The following is a 17,596-nucleotide window of genomic DNA, read 5'->3' on the forward strand; positions in this document are numbered from 1 at the left end:
ACTCCTACAGGCTGGCAACCAGCGTTTGCTGGTCATCGTTGAAGTCGACCAGGGCAACACACAGTTGCACTGGGGTGATGGTGACGAAGTCGTAACGCCGGCAGGTGCGCCCGTACTGACGGATCAGCACGCGCAACAGGTCAGGGTTTTCGGAAAGCTGCGAGTCACTAAGGGTCAACAGAACGATGTCCCAGTCACGACCGGGCATGCGCTCGCTGATCTCGATGTAGCCAACGCCAAGGCGCACCAGGATGCGTTTCAGGCCGGCAGTGCTGCCGGCGTCCACCGAGTTGATAAAGGCGTGTTTCACCCGCAGGCGAAACAAGCTCTCAGGCTCGCCGTTGAAGCGCGTGACGTCGCGCTGCCAGGCCCACAGTTCCAGGATGGACAGGTGGCAGGTGTCAGCGTCGAACTGCAGGTAGGGCCAGCGCAGCCACTCGGCGGCCTGTTCCCACCAGAGCTGGGCGGTGGCCACCAGCTTGGTCAGCTCCAGCCCTTCGAGCCAAAACGGCAGTTTGAGTTTGATCATTGCAGGACCACCGCCAGGGTGCTGATCCTTGGAATGTTCAAGGCCGACACGATGTCGCTATTGGTGAACTGCAACGAGCTGATATTCGGAAACTGGGCGTGCAACTCTTCGGTCAGCCGGCTGAAACTGAAACGCGACTGAGGAAAGGTGCGAGTCGGTGCGTAGTCACTCTGCGTGCTTTCGCGGAACGCAGCACGGATGAACAGCCCGATCTCAGTCTGCAGCGTCTGCAGCTGCAGGACGGTCAGGTTGGACACCGGCCAGACTTTGACGCTGATCGCGTGCAACGTCTCGGGCATGGCCATCGCCAGCAGATCATCGCCGTGGCCGTGGTTACCGCCGTCACGGATGTGCGTGTTGATCTGCTCCAGGAACGTCGCGGCGGGCACGCCGGCGTCGAACAGCACGAAGGCATTGGCACTGCCTGGCCCACGCGGCGCGCCGTGTTCAAAGTACACGCCGTCCGCCGCAACCCCGGAAACCCGGTGATGATTGCCCGGTACACCGCATCGGTATGCCACTGGTTCACCGCTGAGAACTGGTTGCGCACGCGCAAGCGCAACTGGTCGTCATGCTCGGAATCCGCACCGGGCGTCTGCAGCCAGTCGGTGTTGTTCACCACCTGGACGATGCCGGGTACTGACTGGGGCAGCACGGCGTAATAACCCGGCGCCAGGTTGTAGCCGCTGCCGGCGCCCACGGCCTTGACCGGCACCACCAGCTGGCTCTGGCCCTCTTGAAAGCTGCGCGGCTCGGTTGTGACCAACTGATAGATATGACCGTTGAGGGTCGGCGACTGGACGACAGTGTCAATCGGGACTTCCAGTTCGCCACCGGTATTGGCCCGGGTAAACAGCAGTTCTCCGATCGCCACCGTGGCCGCCTTGCGCTCGATGTTCACCGCCCAGGCCAGCATGTCCAGCCACTGTTTGCCGGCAGTCTTGACGAAGAAGTTCGGCAGCACCGTGCCGCTGACGAACTCCAGCAGCCACAACACTGGCTTTGTGACCAGAGCCGTGATGATCCGCCAGAACGGGCTGTAAGTGCTGGTGTTGCTCAGCGTGCTGCCTTGCTCGACGGCCAGCTTTTCCCAGGCCTGCTTGAGCTGCGCTTCAGTGGTTGGCACGCCGGAATCACTGAGTGCCTTCTTGAAGTCGACGGTCACAGGGTGATCTCCAACAGGCCGAATTTCACGGTCGTGGCGGTGACCAGGTACACACCGGGACTGCTCTGAACGATCTGCGCAGTGCCTGGCACCAGGCGTTCGTCCGCTTCCACCAGCAGCTCCATTTGCTGAATGCAGTCGCGTTGACGTAGCCGGTCACGCTCGGCCACCAACGTGATCAGCAAACCGCTTTCCCGGATCAGATGCGCGATGTCCTGGGCGATCGAGGCGCGGTCAGTTACCAACAGGGGCTGGCGGGCTGGGTCGAGCACCAGGTCGTTATTCATGATCAACAGATCCACGTACTCGCTCATCAGCCGCCCACCGCCATGGCCATCATGTTTTCCAGCTCCAGCGGGGTCATAGGCTTGGAGGTATTGATATTCAATGTCTCGACATGGGTGCCAGCACGCTGGTTGGGGTTCATGGCGTTGCTCTGGCTCTGGAAGCTTTGCATCAGTCCTCCTCTCGGGACGGCCTCGGGTTTGGTGGGGCTGATCGACGTATTGGCGTTGATCGCCTTGCGGGCTTCGATGCCTTTGTCCGTCTTGGCGGGCAGCTCGATGACCTTCTCGACGCGCGCCGGCAGTACATTTTTGGGCTGCATTGAAAACGCCAGGTCAGCGGATGCCGGCGGCATGATCGACTCGGCCTGGTTGATCTGAGGTGCAGGTATCTGCAACGGCTTGAAGGGCAACACGTTGGGTTGCGGCAAGCTGACTGATGACGCGGGCAAGACCTCGACCTTCGATCCCGTCTGTGCAGCCGACGCGACTTTAGGTCCCAGCACTGTGCCCGCCGGCGGTGTGGTCACCACTGCCGGCAGCTGCGGACCTGTCACAGGCGCAATCACCGGCCCGGGCAGATCGGGCACCTTCGGCGGCTCGGGCAGGTCGCCAAACTTGGTTTCGATGTTGACGCCGGGGATTTTGTTGGCCATTTCGATCAGGCCATTGATCGCGCCGTTCACCGTGGCCAGGATGCTGTCCCAAGCCGATTTGGCGATGCCCGACCAGCCGCCCATCGAACCGAACCAGTCAGACAGGGTGGTCAACTGTTCGCTGATCCACTGAAACGCAGCGGTGTTCATTAGCGCAGCGCAAAGCTCGTCCCAGTACACGACAGCCGCGACCACGGCGGCGGCCAGCAGAACGATACCGGCCACGATCAGCAGCACCGGGTTGGCCAGCATGGCGGCGTTGACCAGCCAGATCGCGCCCTGCCACAGCAACATGCCGACCCGAACCAGGCCCATCCAGGTGTAAAGCACCACCAGACCGGCAGCGAAGGCCGCGACCAGAACGGTGTGGAACAGGAACATGGCAATGGACTTGAAGCCCTGCCAGTTGAGCAGCTTCCAGACCGTGAGCATGCCCAGCCAGACCATCTTGCTGACCCCGACAACAAGGGTCAGCAACGACATCGCGGCGATGAAGCCAAAGACGATCAGCGTCGTGATGCCGATGATCCGCGTTATGTTCGGGAATAGCTGCGTCCAGCGGGTCAAGGTCCTGGCAATACCCACCAGACGCTCCATCAGCGGGGTCAAGGTCGGAATCAGGGATTGGCCGAACGCGATGCGCAGCGCTTCGACGGCTTTGCCAAACTGCTGCCAAGGGTCGACCATCGCCTTGGCCATCTTTTCGGCGTTCTCCAGACCGCGGACCTTGCCCAGCTCGCTGATACCGTTGCGCAGCCGGTCGGTGTCCTTGGCCAGCGCGCCGATCACCTGGGCTCCTTCACCGCTGAACGCGTCCATCAGCTTGGTGCCGGCAGCGGCGCTGGTCAGGTCGCCATACTTGGCGGTCAGCTTGTCCAGGATCTGGATCATCGGCAGAGCATTGCCAGCGGCATCGGTGAACGTGAGGCCGGTTTTCTCAGCAGCTGCGCCCATATTTTCGAAGAACGCCTTGTAGCGCCCGCCGGCGTCGCCGCCTTCCATGGTGCTGGACAGCGCACCGATCACGGCCATCTGCTCGGCCACGCCCACACCGGCCTGAGTGGCTATCGCGCCCACTTCCTTGAACGCGTCCTTGAGCTGGGCCCCGTCCGTGCGGAACAGCTTCACCGCCAGCGCCGTTTGCCCGGTCAACTGCTCGACCCATTCGACTTTGCCCATCTTGTCGGCTTCGGTCTTGAACAAGTTGTACATGGTGCCCAGGTACGCGCCGGCGGTTTCCGCGTCGGCCTTCGTGACCTTGGCCAGCAGGTTGCTGGAACTGGTGATGGCGGCCAACTGACCGCCGACCAGGCCCTTGATGGCCCCATCGATGACGCGTGACGAGGCCACAAATTCGGCGGCGCTGGCCGCGTAGTCGATCGAGAATTCCAGGGCGGTCCGGTTCAGGGACGACAGTGCGTCCTCGGCAGTCCCGAGGGCGCGCATGCCCCCCAGTGCCCGATTGACTTCCAGCGCCGGTTCCAGGGACTCGGTGATAGCCACGCCTGCACCCACCATGCCGGCCAGGCCTGCACCCATCTGAATGATGTTCTGCTGACTCTGGGCGGCAAGGTCGCTAAAGCTGGTTTTCACCTTGCCCAGGGGGCGCTGACCTTGTCGGTCAGATTGAGGATGAAAGCCAGGCGGGCGGAACGGTCAGCCATCAGGGTTATCCGTTAAAGGCAGTGGAAATGCCGTTGGCGACGGCAATTTCCATGCGTCTCCAATGTTCGTCTTCCAGCCACTTGGCGGTGCCCATGCTCTCGATCGTGGGTTCAGCGCCAGGCAGCCAGCGTTGGGTCAGGGCCAGCAGCTGGCCCAGCCCGTCTTCGGTCAGGCCTTCGGCGTGGTCGAGGGCTTTTTTACGATCACTTCAACGTCCGGCGAATACTCTTCCAGCAACGCACCGGCGAGGGTCATGGTGGTGATCGGGTTTTCCAGCAGCACTTTCAGTGCGGCCTTGTCTTCATCCTTGACCGTGCCCATCAGCAGGTTATGGGCCGGGGCGACCTTGTTGGCCTGGGTGGTGGCGTTGAAGTACTTGGTGATGACCTGAGGGGTCAGGGAGAACGTAAATTCCTTGTCGCCACGTTCCAAGGTGATGCTGCGGTTTACTTCGCTCATGTCTGTGATTCCGTAAGGTTGAGTTGCAAAGGGTCAGGGTTGTGCCGGCGTGCGTTGCACGACCTGGCGGATGTAGTCCTGCAGGCCGAGGATCATTTGCCGGCTTAAGGCGAGCTGTTCTCGGAGGGTGAAATAATCCGATCGAGCGTCTGCTGCGAGTTCGGCGCTGCCTGCATCAGCCAGGCCGGAGGTGCCGCTGGCACCGGGCACTGCGGGGCAAATGGCTTTGATGCGCAGCCGGTAACGGCCATCAGCAACAGCGAGCTGCAGAGCATTGATTTGAGAGCGGGCACTGTTCAGTTCCTGGGTATGTTGGGTGTCGAGCTGGTCCCGCGCTGCGAGCTGCTCGCCAGCCAGGCGGGCAGCCTCTCGCTCGGTGTGCAGATCTGCAGTGACGCCGACCAGATCAGCGCGGGCAGCGACGAGCTGTTTGCCCTGGTACTCGAAAGCGCACCAGGTCAGCAGACCGACCACCAGCAAAAACAGGGCAAGGCGCAGCGGGCTGATGGTCATTTCAGGCAAAGCCTCATCTCAGCCAGCCGGCGGTTGTGCAGGCCACGGACAAAGGTCTTGCGACCATCGGCACCGGTCACATAAGCCCACACCGGCGTCTTGCCGTCGGGGGCCCAGGCCAGCGCCTTGCAGCCCTCAGCAATGCGGCCCGCGTTGATCAGGCCCACGGCACGGCTCGCGCACGTCGTCGGCACGCCAAGGTTGTGGCCATGACTGCTCAAGGCGTCGAACGTGTTCTGCCCGATCGCCTGGTTCGTCAGGCAGTCGGCCAGGCTTAGTTGGCCCTTGGCGATGACCAGGCCTTCGACCTCGGCGCAACGCGCATCGGACCAGTAGTCACCGACCACGACCGGATCCGGGCTGGTATGGCGGGTGATGCCTTTACAGACAGTGGGCAATCCACCGGCCAGCTTGTCGGCATACACCACGTTCTGGCCATTGCCTTCCCAGGTGCCCAGGAACGCGGTCAACGTGCCGCTGCAGAGCACCAAAACGCCGGCGACGATCTTGTTGCGCAGGCTCATACCTTGCCCTTCCAGTCACGCAGCATCTGGCGGTACTTGGGAACCAGCAGCAGGATCTGCAGCACCATGTAGAAAGCGGTCAGCATGTAGGCCACTGCCGACCAGTCGACGGCACCTGTCACACCAGTGGCGGCTACACCGATGGCGGGCGACGCCTTTACCAGGGCAATGGCGGTGTCCTGAGCAGCCTGATTCGTGCTCATCGGCGAAGTCCTTTTTCGGTCAGGGTTTGGCAAGGCACGCAACGGGTCATGCCGCCCAGCGCCTGGCGCGCTAGCGGGATCTCCTTGTCGCAGTCCTGGCAATGGGTGAGGCTTGGCCCGCTCGCTCGCGACTTGGCCAACTGGGCCGCAATGGCTTGGTCGCGTTGTCGCTGCTCCAGAGCCTGCGCACGATCGAACGGGCAGACCATTACGTCAGGCCTTCGATTTCAGCAGCAGCCAGGTATGGCACACCGTTGATCTTGATGAAGTCCGGACTGGTGACGTCGAAAGGCACCTTGTGGGTGTTCTTCGCGCCGCCCTTGGGATCGATACTCAGCAGACTGGAGACGCGAACCTTGCAACCGAACGCCTCGATGCGCAGTTCCTCTTCGCCGGCCTTGGCGAAAAACACGATGTCGAACGGTTCCAGCTCACGGAAACTGCCGGATGTCTTCGCCTGCTCGATCAGCAGATTGAAGTTGGTGGTGTCCAGCTCCAGTTCGCCCGCTGCAGCGACATCGCCATCAACATGGCCGTTGGGCACGCCCTTGGTCTGGGCCACGGTGCTGTTGTCCGTGATGTCCAGGGTGCCGGCCTCCACGTGAACGAGCAGATCGCCCAGGTTTACGTCGAAGTTCTTACCGCCAATTTTTGCGGCCATGGGGTTACTCCGAATCCGTTACGGAAAGATCGAGCGCGATGTTTGCGGTCAGGTCTTTCGGGCAGTTGAGGGGGCGCAGCTTGAGGTAGGCCACGACAGAGGTTTTGCTTGTCCAGGTCAGCACGATGTCGCCGTCCTTGGGCTGCTCGATCTCGCCTGGGAACACCTGACCGGCGAACTTGGTGGACTTGGCCATCGCACGCAGCGGGGCCATGAGCTTGGACGTGGTGGTCGCCATGCTGTTGGCCGAACTGTTCAGGCTCCGATCGCCCACATAGCGAATCAGCAGGATCCGCACGCGGCGGGCAGCCTTGTCCACGACGCGCAGGTTTTCGATTACCTGGAAGTCACTGCCCGGGGCGTCCAGCAGATTGCCGTCGCCCCAGTAGGTGCCGGGATAGTCCGGGTATGTCTGCGGCACCGACAGGCGCGCTGCGTCCAGTTGGGTCAGCACGGCGGACGTCAGTGCTACGCCGTCCAGATCCTTGGGCTCAGCGCCCAAGCCAACCAATGCGCCAGTCGCTACGCGCATCGGCGTGTCGGCCACGCTCACGGAAGCGTTGGCCAGACGACCGGCCAGAACACCCAGGTTGTTGCCGTGCAGTTGCGGTACCGGCAGGACCCGAGGCGCAGCCAGGCCGTCGACGATGGCTTTCTGCTCGATGACGTAGGCGCTCCAGGTCAACTGCGGGGCAATGCCGGCAGTGGCAGCCATCACAAAGATGCGGCGGCCCAGTTTGTTGCTCAGCTCAGTGGCCGCAACGTGCATTGCTGACAGCTCGGCCTGGGTGGTCGACGGCTTGACGACTACCACCGCTTCGAAGGAATACGTGCGGGTCGCGCTCTCCAGAGCCTGTTGCCAGGTGGTGTCGTCTGCGATCGGAGCGGCCACGCAAGCCCAGCGATCGCCGCCGTTGGCACGCGCCGCCAGGATTTGGGTTTTCAGGTCGCTGACCTGAACGCCCAGCTGGATGTCCAGATCGCTCTGGGTATCCAGCGGGAGCAACTTGCCGACGTTCTTGGCGGCGGGACCGATGAACAGGAAATAGCGTTCGATCTCGGTCACGGCACCCTGGCCGAGGTTGAGATTGTTAACGCTGACTTTGCCGAGTGCCATAAAGCGGTGCCTCGTTAGCGGGGTGAATTAAGGATTTGTTGCAGCACCAGATTCACCAGTTGGCTGGTTTCACTGTCGCTGGCACCGAGGATCTGACGTGCAGGTAGCCGGATGTCCCAGCTCTGCGCGCCGGCAGATTCGGCTCGTTGGTCGTCCAGGACGCGGATCAACAATCCCGCCCGGGCGTAGTTCAGGTGTTGCTGGATCCACGCCACTGATGGACGTGTCAGGGTCTTTTTGCCGGTCTGGCGGGTTTTAAAGCCCAACCGACGCAGGCTCTTGGCCTGCTTTTCTGTGGCTGCGGTGCCCGGAGGGACCTTGTTCCACTGACGCATCTGCGCGGCGGTGCGCCGTTCGGACACGCCGTTGTGTTGCTGCGAGGCAACCCAGCGGGTCAGGGTGTTACGCCAGCCCAACTCGGCCTCGTCTCCGGTCAGGCGTGTGACATCGAGCAGCTTGCCCAGTCCCGCTTCCATCTTTTTCTTGCCCTTGGACGTGTCCTTACGGGCCTCAAACGGTGTGCCGTCCAGGTTCTGCTGGTTGCGGACGCGCTGGCGGCTCAGGCTGCGCACGCGCTTGGCCACGTTGTTCAGCAGGCGCTTGCGCTTGGGCGTCGGCAATTCCATCAGAGCCAGCAGATCCTGGGCTTCGAGCATGCCGCGAATGTCCAGATCAAAGGCCATGGCCGGTCACCTCGCCGGTTTCCGCGACCCACAGTTCGAATGGCACGAATGACCAGGTCTGACCGAAGGCCTCGATCTCGCCGGCAGGATCCTCGGCCAGGTACTGGGCTTCAGTGAACTGAACTTTGATGTCGACGTCGGCCAGGTCGTTTTCGAGCATGACCACGTCGAACACCACATTGGGCAGGCCGTCACGGTCCTGGTCGTGGGTTTCCAGCCAACTGCCCACCAGGGCAAACAGGCGGGCCGGATGATCTGCGAACCGCTCGATCGCGATTGTCGCGCCGTAGTTCATGTCACCCATGTGCATGCCCAGGGTGTCGGGCTTCCAGACCAGTTCGACCTGGACCTGGTCGGTCCAACTGTCGAGCTGTTCGGGGGCCACCAGGCGGCGATCAATGAGGTAGGCCGTCAAAGCCTGCAGCTTGATCACAGCAACACCGCCGTGATGCGCCCACGACCCTGCAGCGACCGGACGGCCTGCTGACTGAACTCCAGGAATGTTTCGCCACGCTCGGGCAATTCTTTGCCGGTGTTCTCCGCGCTGTCGCGGCGGGTCACGGTGGCGAACTGAGTCAGCAAACTGGCTTTGGCGCGGCAGTACACGGCGCGCTTGTACGTCGCTGTGTGAAATGTGCGCTCCGGCAGCACCATAGGGTCCGCAGATTCCACGGTGGCGATGCCCAGGTTCTGCCATTGGCCTTTGCGCTTGGCCAAATCGTGATTGACCTCGCACATTGCGGTGGTCAAATCAGTGACCAGCATGTCTACCAGGTACTCCGCCGGCAGGCGGTAACCTTTCTGGAACTCGGTCACGGAGAGGTTCGGCCAAAAGCCGTCGTTCTCGATCGCCTGTTCCACAAAGGTCGTGGGTTTCCCGGAAAAGCTGCTCATTGCTGGCCACTCAAATAGGGGCGGGAAAACTGTTTCAGTGGGTCAGGGCCATAAATGGTTGGCTCACATCCACAGTTTCTCGCCGGGGGGTAGTCGGTTATTCGGCAGCTTTCTCAGCCAGTTCTTTTGTCAGGGCTTTGCGAGCGCCCTCCAGGCGAGTGCCCACACCGACAGCTGCGTGCAACTCAGTGGCGCGTTCGAAGTGGGCAATAGCTTTGGCCCAGTCCTTGGCGGTCATTGCGCGGATGCCAATCAACTTGTGGTACTTGGCCGGGATCTGTTCGGTGAGCTGCCATTCGCCATCGACACGCGGCAACAGGTCGGACAGATACGGTTCTGGGCTGCGGCCGGCCTTCTGCTCAGCCTCGGCCCACTCAATCACCGCATCGGCGACAAAGGTCGGCACATCGCGCTTGAAGCGCTCAGGCATCGGCTGGTCTTGCGCCATGGCGAAGTTCGCCAAGTCCAGGCCAGCTTCGAACTGCACGGTGTCAAACAGCCAGACCAGGACCTGCATCACTACCGAGTTCGGGAAACTCAATCCGGAATCGCGGTAGCGCTGCACGTAGTCCCGGTACTTGGGCAGCAGCTCGTCACGCTTGAGCTGCTGTCGCAGTTCGCGGCTGTTGATCGCACTGACGCGTTCCAGGTCCTGCGCCAATGCGTCTTCCATCAGCCTCAGGTGTTTCTTCGCGTTGGCTGGGCTGGACAGCGCGGTGGCAGATGAATACGCCACCGCTTCGGCACCGGCGCGTGCAGCGGCTGGACCTTCGGCCAGAGTTCGGCGCTTGTGCGCCAGTGCCAGGCTCATCAGACCAGCTCCACGTTTTCAGTCATCGCGAACTTTTCCAGCTGCTCGATCACATAGCCTTCGTTACGGCTGTTGTAATCCTCGACGCGGGAGCGTTTCGGGTTGTCGATGGTTTGCTTACGCCAGCTGGAGTCCTGGAAGTAGATCGACAGGTTGTCGAAGCTGGTGACCACGACGCCGTTGACCGGGAAGAAAGGCACGCTAAAGCTCGGCAGACCGCCATAGGTCGCGATGACCTGGGCGTCTTCGATGCGTTCTTTTTCGGTCGGAACATCGCCTTGCTTGGCGTAAAGCTTCGCCTTGTCGGCGGCCAGCAGATCGCTACCGATGATGGCGATCAGATCACCGCCGTCACGCAGACGCTCGTCGACCATCTGCTTGGTGTCGTGCACCAGGGCGTCGAGGTTGGCGTAATCACCGCCCTCGCCCAGCGTGACTTTGCCGGCAGTAAGACCTTGAGCCATAACCTGCTGCGGGATCTGCTCGCGAGCAATCTGCAGCCAGCCCTTGTTGACGTCCTGCAGCATCGGGTGGGCGACGATATCGGTCTGCGTAGCAGCGCTGGTGCCATGGAAGCCGATCATGATGCGATCGAGCGCAATCTGTTTCTGCACAGCAGCGGAGTACTTCTGATGGAAGTCCGGGAACTTCGCCCAGGCGTCGATTTTCGCGTATGGCAGGCTGACGTCGGACTCGGTGGAAAACAGCTCGTAAGTGTTTTCGTCGAGCGCCGAGCCGTCCTTGGCTTCACGATCGGTGGTCTTAGTGTTGGTGCGGCCGGTCACAGGACCAGAAACGCCCAGGAACACTTTCTGACCTTTGATCTCGCTCACGCCAATGACGTTGATGCGCTGCAGGAAGTCCGACTTGGCAGTGATCGCCTCGTTCAGCTCTTGAGCGATTGTCGGTTCAACGCTGAACATCTTGCTGGCCAGCTCAACGCCGTAGTTCTCGGCGATATCGAGCTGCATCTGCGCGAACATCTTCGCGCCATAAGCGCTAAGGGACTGAGCCATGTCAGAGCACCCGCTTTTTGGTGTCGGTGGAGCCGGTGGTTTTCGGCAGGACGCGGCCAACTGAGGTGTCTTTCAGCGCGCTGAACTCTTTTGTCAGCGCTGCCAATTGGGCGGCCAGGGTCTTATTTGCACTGGCCTGGCTTTTACTCTTGAACTCAGTTTCGGCGGTGGTTACGACCGTATCGACAGCCGCCTGCACGTCGTCGACCAGTGCCGCGTCGGGTTCAGGCGCTGCGGCGGCAGCGATTTCGATCACGGAGTCCAGTCCTGCGACGATGATCAGGAGTTGATCGCGCAAGGCCTTGAGAGCCGTGCCGGTGGTTTCATCCATTTCGTTGTTCTCTTCGGGAGTTGTCGGGGTGGTTTTTTCTGGCACTTCGTCAATACCGAAGCGTTTGAACAGGCTGCTGAACATGCTCAGAACCTTGCCGATGTCGCCGGTTGGCTCGTCTTCTTTCAGCGCGCCGAGAGGCACGGCAGCGGCGTAATGCACAGGCTTACCGGTCTGACGGGAGAAGTAGAGTTCCTGGGTGCCGAGGCTGGCCGGCGAATCGGTCACGGCGAGGCCAGTCAGATAGGCCTTGCCGGTGTTGGCAAAGTCCGGGGTGACCTCGATGCTGGTGAACAGTTTTTCACCCTGGTCATTGAGATATAGCAGTCGCTGGTTTGGCTTCAACTGGGCTTCCAGCGCCACTTGGCCAGGCTGCAAATCGTCGGCGTCCTCAACCAGGCGCACGGCAAATACGGTGCCGTGAGCACCTGGCCAGCGTTCGTGCTCGCACCAGATCGTCGCCGTATAAGTTGCGATGCTGTAGGTCTCAGCGATATCGCGCAGTTCCTGGGGAAGGATTACGCGACCATCAACGGTCGGGCCGCTGGTGGCGACACGTTTCCAGAACGAAACAAGGGAACGGGGCATGGGCGATAACTGCGCTCAATCGGTGATTTGAGCCGCCACGATATTCACCGAAAGAGCACCAAACAAACGGTTAACTTTTGCTTTGGTCCTATATCGCAGATATAGGTGAATGGCGGATTTTAACCCCGCGTTTCCAGCGTTTTCGCCGCATAGACTGCGGCCATGCCATACGCCCCCGAACTTAAAGAAGCTGCCAAACGCCTCTATTTACGCCGCTGCAAGCCGCGTGAAATCCAGGCGCAATTGTCCCTGCCCAACATCCGGATCATTTACTACTGGATCCGCCAGGGCGAATGGGACGACATGCTGTCGGACGAAGAACCGCTGACCGCCGTAGGCCGGCGAATCACCCTGCTCCTGGACAAAACCACATCGCTGTCCAAAGGCGATCTGGACGAGCTCGACCGACTTACCACCGTCCGCGAGCGGTTGTTAAAGCAGTCGGTGAAACCGGCGCCGGCACCGGTCGGTGATCCGCCGGCGGACGATGGCCAGCGCCGAGAGGGTCAGCGCAAAGATCGGGGCGATCGCGGCGACAAAGGCGGTAAGAAGCGCGAGAAGAAAGCCAAGAACGAAGTCGGCGATCTGACCGAGGTGGACTTTCTCGACAAGTTCATCAGCAAGATGTACGGCTATCAGAAAGAGCTGTTCGCGGCCAAACAGAACCCGCTGACTTGCCGGATTCGGAACATCCTCAAGAGCCGCCAGGTGGGCCTGACCTACTACTTTGCCGGCGAAGCGTTTATGGACGCCGTGCTCACCGGTGATAACCAGATTTTCCTGTCGGCCAGCCGCGCCCAGTCCGAGATTTTCCGCAGTTACATCATCGCGTTCGCACAAGAGTGGTTCGGCCTGGAGCTGACCGGCAACCCGATTGTGCTGAGCAAAGACGGTAAGCCCTGGGCTGAGTTGCGTTTTCTCAGCACCAACAGCAGCACCGCCCAGGGTCACCATGGCCACGTCTACGTTGACGAATATTTCTGGATTCGCGACTTCGAAAAACTGAACACCGTCGCCAGTGCCATGGCCACGCACAAAAAGTGGCGCAAGACCTACTTTTCAACGCCCAGTGCCGTATCGCACCAGGCTTACCCGTTCTGGACTGGCGAGAAATTCCGCAACAGCAAACGCAAGAACGCCAAGGATCCGTGGCCGAGCGAAACCCAGGCAGCGGCTGGCTCGCTGTGCCCCGACGGGCAATGGCGCAAGGTCATCACCATCCTGGATGCCATTGCCGGCGGCTGCGATCTGTTCGACCTTGAGCAGTTGCAGCTGGAGTACGACGAGGACAAGTTTCAGCAGCTGTTCATGTGCAAATTCATCGACAGCACCATGAGCGCCTTTTCCCTGTCCGACCTGGAACGCTGCTACTCCGACCTGTCGTTGTGGGCCGACTACGACCCCGACGATCCGCGCCCATTCGGCAACAGCCCCGTGTGGATCGGCTACGACCCCAGCCGTACCCGCGACGACGCCAGTTGTGTGGTCATTGCTCCGCCGTTGGAACCTGGTGCCAAGTTCAGGATTCTGGAAAAGCACAGCTGGCGTGGGCAGTCGTTCAAGTACCAGGCCGAGCAGGTCAAAAAACTTACCGAGCGTTTCAACGTGCAACACATCGGCATCGATACCACCGGCATCGGCTACGGCGTGTTTGACCTGGTGCGCGACTTCTACCCGCGTGCGACCTCGATTCACTACAGCCTCGAAACGAAAAACACCCTGGTACTCAAAGCGCAGGACACGATTCAGGGCAGCCGGATCGAATGGGATGCCGGCTGGAACGACATCGCTCAGGCGTTCCTGACGATCAAGCGGGGCACTACGGGCGGCGGCCAAGTCACGTACAGCGCATCACGCACCGACGCCTCGGGGCACGCCGATATTGCCTGGGCGATCATGCATGCCCTGGCCCACGAACCCCTCAACACCAACAAGCAGCGGCGCAGCCGCTACACACTCAGCGGATCCAGCACCAATGGGCAAACCAGCAAAAAACCAGCAGCACAAAACAGCACCAGGTCCGATGCGCGCGTTTTCATTCGGTGCCCCCGAACAGGTTCTGAGCGAAAACATCGGGCAGTACCTGGGCGTGTTTGCCACGCACGACGGCCGAATCTACACGCCGCCGGTGTCGCGCCAGGGCCTGGCCAAACTGCTGCGCGCCAACGCACACCACGGCGCCATTCCCGGGTTCAAGCGCAACCTATTGCTGCGTGAGTTCATCCCCTCGGAGGGCTGCTCGATCACGACCATGGGTCGTGCCGGGCTCGACTTCATGGTGTTCGGCGAGGCTTATTTCCTGCGCAACCGCAACGCCTTCGGCCAGGTGCTGGAGATGGAGCATCTGCCGACGATCAACATGCGGGTCAAGGTGGATGGTGGTTTTGTGATGCTGCTGCCGGACGGCAAAGAAGTGGAGTTCGACCAGGACGAAATCGAGCACGTCATGAACTACGACGTGGAACAGAACATCTACGGCGTGCCTGATTACCTGGGCGGCATGCAGGCGCTGTTGCTCAACGAAGCCGCAACACTGTTCCGCCGGCGCTACTACAGCAACGGCGCCCACGCGGGCTACATCTTCTACACCAACGACCCGAACCTGAGCGAAGACGACGAGGACGAACTGAGAGCCCAGATCACCGCGAGCAAGGGTGTGGGCAACTTCCGCTCGATGTTCGTCAACATCCCGGGCGGCGACAAGGAGGCGATCCAGATCATTCCCGTGGGGGACTTCCAGGCTAAAGACGAGCTGGAAAAGGTGAAGAACATCACTCGTAACGATGTGATCGCCGCTTGGCGTATGAACCCGGCACTGGCTGGGATCATCCCGGAAAACAGCGGGGGCTTTGGCGATATCGAGAAGATCGATCGGGTGTACACCAGCAATGAGATTCGGCCGATCTGCCAACTGTTTAACCAGCTCAATGACACGCTACGCGAAGACAGGCGATTCGACTGGAAGAAACAAGCAGAAGCAGTTGATTCAACTGCATAAGACGCTAACCGCACTACATATTGTGGCAACATGGTAGCGATTGGCTGCCCTGGGGAGGGACACAATGCGAGTTGAATGCAAATGCGGGCACAGAGGACGGATCGCTTCACGAGAGAAGTTTTCCGTGGATTTCGTGAAGCTGTACTGCCAGTGCCTGGATGCAAAGTGCGGGCACACGTGGGTTGCGGAACTGACGTTTTCTCACACGCTGAGCCCGTCGGCTCAGTCGTTCGAAAGGATGCTGCTCGATCGTTTGAAGGAAATGCCCAGGGCGAAACAGCGGGAGCTGTTCGAACAGCTCGGGGCGCAGGCAGTTGCGTAGCGCGCAAACCGCCGACTTCAAAGCGTCGGCGATCGGTTACACCAAACCGGGGGTTAGGCGATCGGGATATCAGCTATTGGCTGATTCTTTTGGATGGGTTGCAAGAACCTCGGAAAGCCGGTGGAGCTGACCTTGCTCCTGTTCACTCAATGACCGGTAAAAGCCAATGAGACGGCGTTCCGCTTTGCTCAGGGTTTGCTGTTCGAACTCTGCAAACCCAACGCAAACAGGTTCCTTTTTGATGCGATCCAACATGCTAACTACTCCATAAAGTGCATTGCTGAATCGGCGTTATCGGGGCGGGGACTGGGTTTCGAACGAGGGAGTTAACAAATGCGGAACAAGCTTTGTTACAAGTTAATTCGATCTCTTGGCCGCATCATCGGCCATGGCCTGAAGAAAACGGCGGATCGCCTTTTTGTCTTCTTCCGTAATGCTCCTGAACTGAGTGATCAGTTCCTCTTCTGCTGCCGTGAACATTTGCCCAAGCGGCGTGGAACGGCGACCAGTGAGCACAAACGCAGCATCGGCGCCGTGCTCTTCAAGCGCCGCAACGTAGCGGAGATCGAGCGAATTCGCTCCCAGCTCATAGTTCTTTTGTGTCCCCCTACTGACACCTAGAAGCACTCCAAACTCTGTCTGACTCATCCCTAAGCGCTCGCGCTCTTCCCTTAGGCGTTCACCTACTCGATCAGCTATGAGCATTTTTTTATTCACCACCATTGACTTGATCATTTTTTTGACCAAGAATCACCACAGACGAACACAAGTAAACACAACTGAACAGAGTGCGCACTATGCCCGCCACCGTTACACCCGAGCAAGCCCGAGAGGCGTTGAATCGCAGAGGGATGAGTATTGCGGAGTTCAGCCGGAAGCACGGACTGAACAAAAATTTAGTCAGCGACCTGTTGAACGGTCGGATCAAAGGTCGCCGTGGGGAGGCACATCGCGCCGCCGTGCTGCTCAATATCAAAGACGGCGTTATCGAACAGTAACGGCACAGACCAACAGGGAACAGTAGAAGATGAAAAGCCCCGTTCTAGAGACCCGCAAAGAAGTTATGAGCGAGATCATTCGCAGCTATCCCGGTGGACGCGAAGGCGCAGCCGCTCGCTTGGGAATGAAGGTCAAAAAATTCGATAACCACGCCTATGAAAGTGCCAGCTGTAGCCCACTGAGTGACGCTCAAGTTTTCATGCTTGAACAAGATCGCGGCACCAGCCACTTCCCGAACTATGTTGCGCAAATGTACGGCGGCCTTTTTGTACCCGTCGCAGACCCCGACACGCTGGATAACGTCGAGCTGTACGCCCGATCAGTTCAGGTTTCCGCAAAACGCGGCTGTGTTGACCAGGCCATTGCCAAGGCGTTGGAAGATGGTTCGATCAACGCTGAAGAGGCTGAAATCATCCTCAACGCTCACAACCTCCACATGGCCGCACGGCATGCTGAAGTGCTGGCAGCGATCGACCTATACCGCGCCAAACCGGGGAAAGGCCAATGAACAATCTGCCCGCAGTACAGGAATATCAGGACATGCTCAAAGCCGCGGCGCTCGTGTTCCTTGAGCGGCACCGATGCGAACACCTGGGCGACGATCAGCAATTGTTCGCCCGCACCGTGCAGCACCTGGTTTCGGATTACGACGCGCTGACTCAGTCCGCTGAAAAGCTGGTGCACTTGGCCAGCAGCGAAATGTCAGCGGTGAGCGATCGGCAACGTTTGGACATTCGCAACTGCACGTCCACCCACACCGTCATCATCGACACCGCCACCGGCAACGCCTGGGCAATCCCGGTCAGCCTGATCTACGAACGCATTCTTATCGCACCGGATAACGGGCGCTTCCGCGTCACCGCTTCGTAATTCCCACCCAATAAATCGCCTGTCCCACCGCCGTGGGTTTGGGTGAGCTGCGCCCGAAATTGAGGTTTGACGATGGAAAACGCCATGAACATCAACGCAAAACTGACGCCTACCCAGGCTCAAGCGCTCTTGGCCAACCTGCGCGAGCAATACCGTCTCAGCCTCAATGAACTCTGGTACGCAGACCAGTACCGCCTGATTCCCGATGGACTGCGCCACGGCTCAATCCTCGCCAACAGCCCTGTGATGGCCGCTCAAAAACACATGATCGGCGCCCTCACCTTCAGCCTCAAAGCAGTGAAATAACC

General features: G+C 60.1%; 25 protein-coding genes and 2 pseudogenes. 7 read left to right on the top strand and 20 right to left on the bottom strand.

Going from position 1 to position 17,596, the window contains the following annotated elements:
- Positions 1-4: 4 nt before the first annotated feature.
- From JFV26_RS11305 to JFV26_RS11385, 18 genes and pseudogenes are all read right to left on the bottom strand, one after another.
- On the bottom strand, positions 5-529 hold the full coding sequence (locus tag JFV26_RS11305) for a phage tail protein (RefSeq protein WP_201192276.1): 525 nt from the start codon (positions 527-529) through the stop codon (positions 5-7).
- Positions 526-1,694 (bottom strand): annotated as a pseudogene (locus tag JFV26_RS11310) (baseplate J/gp47 family protein). The gene JFV26_RS11305 and the pseudogene JFV26_RS11310 overlap by 4 nt, the downstream one beginning before the upstream one ends.
- Positions 1,691-2,008 (bottom strand): DUF2590 family protein, encoded by a 318-nt coding sequence (locus tag JFV26_RS11315; RefSeq protein WP_201192278.1) that lies wholly within the window; start codon positions 2,006-2,008, stop codon positions 1,691-1,693. The pseudogene JFV26_RS11310 and the gene JFV26_RS11315 overlap by 4 nt, the downstream one beginning before the upstream one ends.
- Positions 2,008-4,298, bottom strand: a pseudogene (locus tag JFV26_RS11320) (phage tail tape measure protein). The gene JFV26_RS11315 and the pseudogene JFV26_RS11320 overlap by 1 nt, the downstream one beginning before the upstream one ends.
- 5 nt (positions 4,299-4,303) lie before the next feature.
- Entirely contained in the window at positions 4,304-4,447 is a 144-nt protein-coding gene (locus JFV26_RS34820; RefSeq protein WP_003342293.1) for a DUF6890 family protein, read from the bottom strand.
- A 20-nt stretch (positions 4,448-4,467) separates the two neighbouring features.
- Positions 4,468-4,758, bottom strand: a complete 291-nt coding sequence (locus tag JFV26_RS11325) for a putative phage tail assembly chaperone (protein ID WP_201192280.1) — start codon at positions 4,756-4,758, stop codon at positions 4,468-4,470.
- Between the two features lie 33 nt (positions 4,759-4,791).
- The gene (locus JFV26_RS11330) at positions 4,792-5,271 is read right to left on the bottom strand and encodes a lysis system i-spanin subunit Rz (RefSeq protein WP_201192282.1); all 480 of its coding nucleotides are present in this window, start codon (positions 5,269-5,271) and stop codon (positions 4,792-4,794) included.
- Positions 5,268-5,795 (bottom strand): lysozyme, encoded by a 528-nt coding sequence (locus JFV26_RS11335; protein WP_201192284.1) that lies wholly within the window; start codon positions 5,793-5,795, stop codon positions 5,268-5,270. Before JFV26_RS11335 ends, JFV26_RS11330 begins: the two co-directional genes overlap by 4 nt.
- Positions 5,792-5,998 (bottom strand): hypothetical protein, encoded by a 207-nt coding sequence (locus JFV26_RS11340; protein ID WP_201192286.1) that lies wholly within the window; start codon positions 5,996-5,998, stop codon positions 5,792-5,794. The genes JFV26_RS11335 and JFV26_RS11340 overlap by 4 nt, the downstream gene beginning before the upstream one ends.
- On the bottom strand, positions 5,995-6,207 hold the full coding sequence (locus JFV26_RS11345) for a TraR/DksA family transcriptional regulator (protein ID WP_201192288.1): 213 nt from the start codon (positions 6,205-6,207) through the stop codon (positions 5,995-5,997). Before JFV26_RS11345 ends, JFV26_RS11340 begins: the two co-directional genes overlap by 4 nt.
- Positions 6,207-6,659, bottom strand: coding sequence for a phage protein (locus JFV26_RS11350; RefSeq protein ID WP_025108622.1), 453 nt, complete (start codon positions 6,657-6,659; stop codon positions 6,207-6,209). Before JFV26_RS11350 ends, JFV26_RS11345 begins: the two co-directional genes overlap by 1 nt.
- Before the next feature lie 4 nt (positions 6,660-6,663).
- On the bottom strand, positions 6,664-7,776 hold the full coding sequence (locus tag JFV26_RS11355) for a DUF2586 domain-containing protein (RefSeq protein ID WP_201192290.1): 1,113 nt from the start codon (positions 7,774-7,776) through the stop codon (positions 6,664-6,666).
- 14 nt (positions 7,777-7,790) lie between these two features.
- On the bottom strand, positions 7,791-8,459 hold the full coding sequence (locus tag JFV26_RS11360; RefSeq protein ID WP_201192292.1) for a phage virion morphogenesis protein: 669 nt from the start codon (positions 8,457-8,459) through the stop codon (positions 7,791-7,793).
- On the bottom strand, positions 8,449-8,892 hold the full coding sequence (locus JFV26_RS11365; protein ID WP_201192294.1) for a phage tail protein: 444 nt from the start codon (positions 8,890-8,892) through the stop codon (positions 8,449-8,451). Before JFV26_RS11365 ends, JFV26_RS11360 begins: the two co-directional genes overlap by 11 nt.
- The gene (locus JFV26_RS11370) at positions 8,889-9,353 is read right to left on the bottom strand and encodes a head completion/stabilization protein (RefSeq protein WP_201192296.1); all 465 of its coding nucleotides are present in this window, start codon (positions 9,351-9,353) and stop codon (positions 8,889-8,891) included. Before JFV26_RS11370 ends, JFV26_RS11365 begins: the two co-directional genes overlap by 4 nt.
- Positions 9,354-9,450: 97 nt before the next feature.
- A complete protein-coding gene (gene gpM / locus JFV26_RS11375; RefSeq protein ID WP_201192298.1) occupies positions 9,451-10,164 on the bottom strand; it encodes a phage terminase small subunit in 714 nt (237 codons plus the stop codon).
- Positions 10,164-11,180, bottom strand: coding sequence for a phage major capsid protein, P2 family (locus JFV26_RS11380; RefSeq protein WP_201192300.1), 1,017 nt, complete (start codon positions 11,178-11,180; stop codon positions 10,164-10,166). Before JFV26_RS11380 ends, gpM begins: the two co-directional genes overlap by 1 nt.
- Position 11,181: 1 nt before the next feature.
- Complete coding sequence (locus JFV26_RS11385) at positions 11,182-12,099, bottom strand: GPO family capsid scaffolding protein (RefSeq protein ID WP_201192302.1); 918 nt, start codon at positions 12,097-12,099, stop codon at positions 11,182-11,184.
- 162 nt (positions 12,100-12,261) lie between these two features.
- Here JFV26_RS11385 and JFV26_RS11390 point away from each other — a divergent pair, with 162 nt between their 5' ends.
- The 3 genes from JFV26_RS11390 to JFV26_RS11395 all read left to right on the top strand — a co-directional run bounded on the left by JFV26_RS11390 (position 12,262) and on the right by JFV26_RS11395 (position 15,419).
- Positions 12,262-14,316, top strand: coding sequence for a terminase large subunit domain-containing protein (locus JFV26_RS11390; protein WP_201192304.1), 2,055 nt, complete (start codon positions 12,262-12,264; stop codon positions 14,314-14,316).
- Positions 14,228-15,097: a phage portal protein gene (locus JFV26_RS33435; RefSeq protein ID WP_342215448.1), complete on the top strand. Its 870-nt coding sequence runs from the start codon at positions 14,228-14,230 to the stop codon at positions 15,095-15,097. The genes JFV26_RS11390 and JFV26_RS33435 overlap by 89 nt, the downstream gene beginning before the upstream one ends.
- A 64-nt stretch (positions 15,098-15,161) precedes the next feature.
- The gene (locus JFV26_RS11395; protein WP_201192306.1) at positions 15,162-15,419 is read left to right on the top strand and encodes an ogr/Delta-like zinc finger family protein; all 258 of its coding nucleotides are present in this window, start codon (positions 15,162-15,164) and stop codon (positions 15,417-15,419) included.
- Positions 15,420-15,488: 69 nt separating this feature from the next.
- Here the strand turns inward: JFV26_RS11395 and JFV26_RS11400 are convergent, their stop codons facing one another.
- Positions 15,489-15,674 (bottom strand): hypothetical protein, encoded by a 186-nt coding sequence (locus tag JFV26_RS11400; RefSeq protein WP_201192308.1) that lies wholly within the window; start codon positions 15,672-15,674, stop codon positions 15,489-15,491.
- A 102-nt stretch (positions 15,675-15,776) separates the two neighbouring features.
- Complete coding sequence (locus JFV26_RS11405; protein WP_201192625.1) at positions 15,777-16,124, bottom strand: helix-turn-helix domain-containing protein; 348 nt, start codon at positions 16,122-16,124, stop codon at positions 15,777-15,779.
- Positions 16,125-16,216: 92 nt separating this feature from the next.
- Here JFV26_RS11405 and JFV26_RS11410 point away from each other — a divergent pair, with 92 nt between their 5' ends.
- From JFV26_RS11410 to JFV26_RS11425, 4 genes are all read left to right on the top strand, one after another.
- Positions 16,217-16,417: a DNA-binding protein gene (locus JFV26_RS11410; RefSeq protein WP_201192310.1), complete on the top strand. Its 201-nt coding sequence runs from the start codon at positions 16,217-16,219 to the stop codon at positions 16,415-16,417.
- 29 nt (positions 16,418-16,446) lie between these two features.
- Positions 16,447-16,926, top strand: coding sequence for a YmfL family putative regulatory protein (locus JFV26_RS11415; protein ID WP_201192312.1), 480 nt, complete (start codon positions 16,447-16,449; stop codon positions 16,924-16,926).
- The gene (locus tag JFV26_RS11420) at positions 16,923-17,288 is read left to right on the top strand and encodes a hypothetical protein (RefSeq protein WP_201192314.1); all 366 of its coding nucleotides are present in this window, start codon (positions 16,923-16,925) and stop codon (positions 17,286-17,288) included. The genes JFV26_RS11415 and JFV26_RS11420 overlap by 4 nt, the downstream gene beginning before the upstream one ends.
- Before the next feature lie 72 nt (positions 17,289-17,360).
- Positions 17,361-17,594: a hypothetical protein gene (locus JFV26_RS11425; protein ID WP_201192316.1), complete on the top strand. Its 234-nt coding sequence runs from the start codon at positions 17,361-17,363 to the stop codon at positions 17,592-17,594.
- Positions 17,595-17,596: the final 2 nt, after the last annotated feature.

Source organism: Pseudomonas sp. TH31 (genome assembly GCF_016650815.1).
In the GTDB taxonomy this organism is placed as follows: Bacteria; Pseudomonadota; Gammaproteobacteria; order Pseudomonadales; family Pseudomonadaceae; genus Aquipseudomonas.